Origin of the sequence: Methanobrevibacter sp. (assembly GCF_045577275.1) — an archaeon.
GTDB lineage: Archaea > Methanobacteriota > Methanobacteria > Methanobacteriales > Methanobacteriaceae > Methanobrevibacter.
In genome coordinates this window covers 1-7,399 of record NZ_JAZNIB010000089.1, presented here as the reverse complement: position 1 = coordinate 7,399, position 7,399 = coordinate 1, and the positions used below count along the sequence as shown (strand labels likewise).

Here is a 7,399-nt window from a genome sequence, read left to right as displayed (position 1 = left end):
ATTCATGAACCATTGGGAAAGTTCCATCGAACTTGCCGTAAACAGGACAATCCAAATTATTTTCACCTAAAACAGCAAGGACATCCCTTTCAAGTACAGGATCAACTTCCTCTACAATGAATACTCCTTCAAGGTTTTTACAGAAGTCATGAATCAAGTCCTTTGGAGTGGGGTAAGATAGTGCAATCTTTAGGATATCCATACCTAAGTTTTCTTGGGAAACAATATCATAAGCATAATTGAATGCACCACCAGAGGAAATGACACCGTATTTTCCTTGGAGTGTTCCATCTTCAAATGAATAAACCTCATTTACTGGACTTTCATTAGCTGCTTCTTCAAGCTTTTCCATTTTTTCCGCTAATCTTGAATGCATTGAGAGTGCATTTGCAGGAACAGGAACAAATTCCCTTGGATTTTTAACAAAGTATCCCCTTAACCAATGTCCATCAGATTCTGTTTCCTTGGTGGTTGATTTAGGTTTTTCTATTCCACCACATTCCACAATTCCTCTCATATGAGATACACGAGTGCTTGTTCTAAGAATTACTGGAATTCCAAACTGTTCGGATAAGTCAAATCCGTAAACCATCATGTCCTTGATTTCCTGAGGGGAAGATGGTTCTAAAATTGGAACGGAAGAAAGCCTGGAATAGTTTCTTGTATCCTGTTCATTCTGTGAAGAGAAAAGTGAAGGGTCATCTGCTACAAGAATAATCATTCCTCCCTTAACTCCAGAGTAAGCAGTTGTCATAAATGAATCGGCAGCAACATTCAAACCTACATGCTTCATGAAAGTAAATGATCTAAGACCACTTGCAGCTGCAGTGGCTGCCACTTCCATAGCTACCTTTTCGTTTGCAGAAAATTCAAAGTACATTTCAGCATTTTTAGCAACAACTGATAATATGTTACCTATTTCTGAAGAAGGAGTTCCAGGGTAAGTGGCTGCAACTGATACGCCTGCTTCAATAGCTCCTCTAACAGCAGCCTCATTACCTAAAAGGAAAAGCTTATCTCCTTTTTCACTAGTTACTAATTGATCATAAGCCATATAAATTCACCACACACGAGATCAATAATCAATCTCTAAAATTTCATTATAATTGTAATAAGATAATAATTAAAAATTAGCTAAAATTTAAAAAATTTTAAAAAATTCCATAAATTATCATAATTAGATATTAGTTTCTTAACATATTTAATATAATCCTTTTTTCAAGAAAAATTTAAGATTTGAGAGAAAAATATTAAAGATTTTAGCATTTAAAAAAATGGTCTTATGATATAAAAAATACCAAACTTTATAATAATGTAAATGAAATATATATAGTGATATATTGTATTATATAAACAATAAACAATCATTAAGCATAATATAAAATTTAGAATTTAAATAAACTTTAGTTTGATAGTATAAGGGATTTTTATGATAACCGTTAATGTAAAAAGATTCAACAAGGAGACAGACAGCGAAGCTCATATTGAATCTTATGAAATTGAAGAATATCCTGGAATGAAAGTGCTGGATGCATTAGAGGCCATAAACAGAAAATATGATGCAGACGTGAGCTTCAGAAGCTCATGCTTAGCTGGTCAATGCGGTTCATGCGGTGTAAAGCTCAATGGAAATGGTGCACTTGCATGTAAAGCAGAAATTAAGGATAATGTATTAATTGAACCTTTAGACTTCCCAGTGATTAAGGACTTGGTTGTAGATAGAAGTTCAGCTGATGAAAAAGTGAAGCAATTGCAATTGAACTTGGATTGCAACAGCGAAACTTCCCATGAGAAACTTAATCCGGAAGACATCAAAGACACCAAAAAGGTCAGAAGCTGCATTGAATGTTATACTTGCCTATCCACTTGTCCTGTTGTAAAGCACTTTAAAGATGACTTCCTCGGACCTTATTACTTAAGATACATCTCTAAATTCGATTTCGATCCAAGAGATGAATACGATAGATTGATAGAAGCTCTTGATAGCGGAATGTATGCATGTACAAGCTGCGGCAAATGCGGTTCAATCTGTCCTAAAAACATCAACAGTTTTGGAGATGCAATTGAAAAGCTAAGAGCAATGGCTTATGCAAGAGACCTTGGACCACTTGATGCTCACAAGGTCTTTAAGGACAATGTGGTTGCTAGCGGCCGTTCTGTAAGCAAACCTGAAGAGCCATTCATTGAAACCGTCCATAAGAAATGGGATGAAGAAGGCAAATACTACATCGATGAAGATGAAAACAAGGAAAAGGTTGCATTATTCACCGGATGTATGGTGGATTACAGAGCACAAGATGTTGGATATGCACTCCTTGATGTATTGAAGGCAAACAACATTGAAATAGACATTCCTGAAGGACAAGTCTGTTGCGGTTCACCTCTTTTAAGGACAGGTCAAGTTGATGTAGTACAAGACCTTGTAGATAAGAACAAGGAAGTATTTAAGGATTATGATAAGGTAATCACCATCTGTGCAGGATGCGGAGCAACCTTAAAGAATGACCATCCTAAATACGGATCCAAGCTTAATGTGCAGGATATCAGTGAATTCCTTGTGGATAAGTTAGATCCAAGCAAAATGAAGGAAGTAAACACTAAAGTAACCTGGCATGACCCTTGCCACTTGTCAAGAGGTCAAGGAATCAAAGACCAACCAAGAGAAATCATTGAAATGATTCCTGGAGTTGAGTTTGAAGAGCTTGAACTTCCTTGCCAATGCTGTGGTGCAGGTGGAGGAATCAAGTCTGGTAAGCCTGAAATTGCATTGGAACTTGCAAAGGACAAGGCAGAGATGGTAAGAGAAACCGGTGCAGATTATGTAACTACAATCTGTCCTTTCTGTCAAATCAACATCCAAGACGGATTGAATGCAATTGGTCTTGAAAATGTTAAAACTTTAAATCTTATTCAATTACTTAAAATGGCTTATGATGAATAGGCAATGAAAAAATGAAAATTAAGCGGCTATCAAAAATAGCTAAAAAACAATAACAGAAGATTAGCATGAAAAACAAAAACAAATCAAGCGATAGAGGCAAGGTTAAGGAGATAGTTGAAGATGAAGAGACTATCCGACTTAAGGAAAATATCTACGTTGTTTTTGTAGAATGCGAATCTCCTGGAAATGTTGGATTTTTAGCAAGAACCATGGGTAACTTCGGACTTCATAAATTGGTTCTAATCAACCCATGCACCCTTAAGGATGAAGCTTATTATCAAGCTATGCACGCAAGGGAAACAGTTGAAAATGCATTGATTTATGATACAGTTGAAGATTTTGTTAAAGACAATAACATTGATTTCATTGTGGGTTCAACTGGAGCTCCTGGAGGAAGCTATAACATTTCAAGAATTCCAATCAAACCCGAAGAGCTCGGAAAGTCAATGAACTACAACGATAAGATAGCCATCCTTTTTGGTAGGGAAGGAAACGGATTGACAAATGCAGAAATCGAAATGTGTGACATTACTGTTAGCATTCCAACCGACCCCAGCTATCCGATTATGAACATTTCACATGCCGCTGCAGTTATTCTTTATGAAGTCTTTAAAAACAGGAACAATTATCCTGTTGAAGGATTGGAGGAAAGCACTGCACTTGAAAAGGAATATTTGATAAGCGATATGGAAAAGCTAATCGATTCATTATCCATTCCAGATCATAAGAAGAAAAACGGATTGAAGGTATTTAAAAATATCATCAATCGTGCTTTCATTACAGGAAGAGAAGCGCATACATTCAAAGGCATTTTAAGACGTTTGAATATTAAGATAGAAGAGGAAAATAATAAAGAATAATTAAAAAACTTATCAAAAACTATTTAAGTATAAATAAATTATATCTATATTAGAATTATATAAAAAATTCAAGGGACTAAACTATGGACGATAAAGATAGACGAAAAGGATATTATGAAGATGTGACCACATTTTTAGTTGGACACACCTTCCACACACGATTTTTCCTTTCAAGATTGACTAGAAAATCAAAAATAGCTAAAAAGATTATTGACAAGCTACTTTTCGAAGATGATGAAGTTTATGTCCTTCCAAATAAGAATTCAGTCAATAAAACCATCACTGCTAACATTGAAATAAATCAAAGCTTCCAAGAAGATGATTCCGAGTTTGTGCCAAGCCAAATTATCAAGGAAGTCATAAAAGAGGCTAAAGATATTGTTATTATGCACAAATGTCTCTGTAGAAGTTCTGCAGATTGCAAAGATTATCCGCAAGACTTTGGTTGTATTTTCATAGGTCCTGCAAGTAGAAAGATAGGCTCAAAATACGGCAGAACCGCAACTGTGGAAGAAGCTTTAGCACATGTTGATGAGGCAGATGAATTAGGATTAAGCCATGTTATCGGCAGAAATAAAATTGACAGCGTCTGGATGAATGTGAGACCTAAAGAAAAACTCTTGACAATCTGCCATTGCTGTCCTTGCTGCTGCTTATGGAAAGTTATCCCTGATTTGGATGAAGACATCAGCCATAAAATCAAAAGACTTGAAGATGTTGAAGTGCATACAGTTAATGACAACTGTAAAATGTGCAGAAGATGTTTAGGAGACAATGTCTGCTTTGGTGGAGCAATCAGCCTTGAAGATGGTAAGATCACTATAGATCAAGATAAATGTGTTGGCTGTGGACACTGCGTTCAAGCATGCAAATTTGATGCAATTGAATTGAAATACAGTCAAAAATCCATTGATTCAGTAGTAAATAGAATCGGAGAATTAGTTGATTATAAAAATTAACTAATCTTTTACTTTTTTTATTAACTTATTGAAAAAATAGAAATTTATTTTATAGCTCTTTTTTTAAAAATAAATCAAATTAAGAATAAAAATAACAATGCGCCTTTTTTAAAAAAAATTAAAAAATAAGAATTGAAAAATAATAAAAAATTAAAAAATAAAATTAAAAAAAATAAAATAATAAGTGAAAAATCACTCAATTAATTTAGGACCGCCCATTTTACCTGCTTTTAATAAATTGCAAGCAGTAGTTACTTTACCTGTTTGAATATAACTTATATTATGCTTTTCCATATATTTAGCAGGGTTCTTTAAAGGGTGACCATAATTTGCATCCCAAGCTCTGCCTATTCTCTTATGAATATTAGAAGATGCACCATATGGCTTAGTGTACCATAATCCTAAAATATGAGCCCCATCATAATTCTTTACAAAATTACGATTGCTGTTTTGAAGCTCTCCAGTCCATTCTTCAATACATCCAACATCAACACCACCAAAGCAAGCAAGCAATACTGAATCTTTGCCAGTGCACCCATATCTGTATGCAATATTGTGTATATCTGGACCAATGCCTATTATAACCGCATTGTAACCCTTAGACTTAAGTGCAGCTCTTAATTTCTTAAGCATCTTTAAATCCTTTTTCTTGCCTGCAATATTGTCTGTTGTTAAATAGAAAGTATATTTGCTTGAATTTGAAACCTTTACAAATTCTGAATTTGTAAACAGAACATATTTCGGCAACCTCTTATTGGACTTATAGAAACTTAAGGCTCTTGAAAACTCTGCAGTATAGACTTTATATGGAATCTTATAGAATGAATGCTTAATATATGCAGGAGTGCTATGCCTTATTGAAGATCCCATAGCCTTTTTTGCTATCTTAAGATAATTTTTCTTATAGACAGTATCATAAATCTCACCAGTAGAGTTTTTTGGAGCTGATGCTGCAATTAATACAATATCATTACGATTCTTCTTGTCAATATGCTTTATAGCCACTGCCATCAAATAGGAAAGTTCAGCGGTTGTAAAGTTTTTTTCATTATAGACAATATATGAAGGCAATGCCTTATTTTTTGAAATATGCTTCAATAATTTGTTTGCTGCTCCAACAACATCATTAAATTTAACCTTTATAGGAGTTACCTTAATCTTAACCTTAATGGATTTGGAATTATAAGTTTTCTTAGTCCCTGCATATTTAATGGTCAGATTATTGGATTTTGGACCATTGAATCTGAAAGTAACAGCCCCTTCGGAATTAGTCTTAACAGTGTACTTCTTCTTATTGGATTGAATGGTTATAGTTAAGGTCTTATTTCTCAACAATTTACCTTTAACATCCTTTAAAGTGATTAAAATTTTAGCATTCTTGTTGGAATTTATCTTAATGGAAGATGGTGCACTAATAGTCACAGGAGTTTTGGTTATCACAACTTGAGAACTTTTTGAAGCGCCATAATAAGTGCCTGTTTCCTTAAATTTAATAGTGCATTTGTAAGTTCCAACCTTCTTATCAAATTTTAATTTAGCCACTCCTTTTGAATCAGTAGTCAAATTATAAGTTTTCTTATTCACTTTAACAGTAATAGGCTTGTTTGACAAGACATCCCCATAAACATTTTTTAAAGTGATTGTTAGATATGTGTTATAAGCCATGTAAGACTTTACATTAGGGGAAACTATGCTGGTTTTCATTTTAGTTATCTCTAACTTTGAACTTGCAGATGAATTTAAATAGTTTTTATCCCCATCAAATTTAACTGAGACTGTAAAGTTGCCTAGTTTACTTGGAATCTCCACTTGGGCGATTCCTTTACTGTTAGTGACTGTCATATAAGATGTTCCAGAAACAGTAACAGTTACGTTTTTATTTGCTATAGCTTGACCTTTAGAATCCACTAAAGTAAGATTGATATAAGTCGGACAAGTCAAATAAGACCTTAGATTCTTTACATTGATTTTAGTTGATGATTTTGTAATGGTTAATGTAGTGCTTGCACTTGAAGGGGCATATGATCCATCCCCCTCAAATGATATATTGACATCATAAGTGCCTACATCACCAGAAAACTTAAAAATAGCCATACCATTATCATCAGTTGTCAAATTTTCTTCAGTCCCATTAACCTTTACAGAAATGGTTTTATTGGATAAGGCAGAACCGTCTGAATCTACCAAGCTAATTGCCAATTCCCCTTCTGAAGCATAATCGAAAGTGATTGGATTAGCATTGATTAGAGATTCACCAAGCTCTTCTTCAACATCAGAGTCATCAGAGTCATCAGGATTTTCATCATCTTCAAGTTCCTCAAAAGTGTTGCCCTCTCCAGAATCATTAGGATTAGTATCAGAAGATTCTTCTCCAACAGACTTTTTCAAATCCGCTTCCACTTCAATTTCATCAGTATCAGAAGATCCTTCCCCGTCCTCTAAAACGATATCATTCGTACTAACATCATTAGAACCAATATTATTAAAAGTTATATCATTTAAATCTGTATCACTTGCACTAACGGATTGCACTGCCAATAAAAAAATTAGAACAAAAAGTGATACATAAAGAATTTTCTTAAACATAATATCACAAAATTACAAATTTTTCCTAGTATCATAATCATTTATGATTTTTA

General features: G+C 34.0%; 4 protein-coding genes and 1 pseudogene. 3 read left to right on the top strand and 2 right to left on the bottom strand.

Annotated elements, in window-relative coordinates; all coding sequences use genetic code 11:
* Nucleotides 1-1,054: pseudogene (locus ACKI67_RS03125) on the bottom strand (indolepyruvate ferredoxin oxidoreductase subunit alpha); the annotation flags it as partial.
* A 375-nt stretch (nt 1,055-1,429) separates the two neighbouring features.
* Between ACKI67_RS03125 and tfrB the strand changes: the two are divergent.
* From tfrB to ACKI67_RS03110, 3 genes are all read left to right on the top strand, one after another.
* Nucleotides 1,430-2,941 carry a fumarate reductase (CoM/CoB) subunit TfrB gene (gene tfrB / locus ACKI67_RS03120; RefSeq protein WP_407461936.1) on the top strand — a complete coding sequence of 504 codons (1,512 nt, stop codon included), beginning with the start codon at nt 1,430-1,432 and terminating at the stop codon, nt 2,939-2,941.
* A gap of 65 nt (nt 2,942-3,006) precedes the next feature.
* The gene (locus tag ACKI67_RS03115; RefSeq protein WP_407461935.1) at nt 3,007-3,801 is read left to right on the top strand and encodes a TrmJ/YjtD family RNA methyltransferase; all 795 of its coding nucleotides are present in this window, start codon (nt 3,007-3,009) and stop codon (nt 3,799-3,801) included.
* Between the two features lie 83 nt (nt 3,802-3,884).
* Complete coding sequence (locus ACKI67_RS03110) at nt 3,885-4,760, top strand: DUF362 domain-containing protein (RefSeq protein ID WP_407461934.1); 876 nt, start codon at nt 3,885-3,887, stop codon at nt 4,758-4,760.
* Nucleotides 4,761-4,952: 192 nt separating this feature from the next.
* Here the strand turns inward: ACKI67_RS03110 and ACKI67_RS03105 are convergent, their stop codons facing one another.
* Nucleotides 4,953-7,346, bottom strand: a complete 2,394-nt coding sequence (locus tag ACKI67_RS03105; RefSeq protein WP_407461933.1) for a hypothetical protein — start codon at nt 7,344-7,346, stop codon at nt 4,953-4,955.
* Nucleotides 7,347-7,399 lie beyond the last annotated feature (53 nt).

Bases quoted from the DNA above. Each gene is read 5' to 3' on its own strand.
- ACKI67_RS03105 (WP_407461933.1), bottom strand. From the start codon at position 7,346: ATGTTTAAGAAAATTCTTTATGTATCACTTTTTGTTCTAATTTTTTTA.
- tfrB (WP_407461936.1), top strand. From the start codon at position 1,430: ATGATAACCGTTAATGTAAAAAGATTCAACAAGGAGACAGACAGCGAA.
- ACKI67_RS03115 (WP_407461935.1), top strand. From the start codon at position 3,007: ATGAAAAACAAAAACAAATCAAGCGATAGAGGCAAGGTTAAGGAGATA.
- ACKI67_RS03110 (WP_407461934.1), top strand. From the start codon at position 3,885: ATGGACGATAAAGATAGACGAAAAGGATATTATGAAGATGTGACCACA.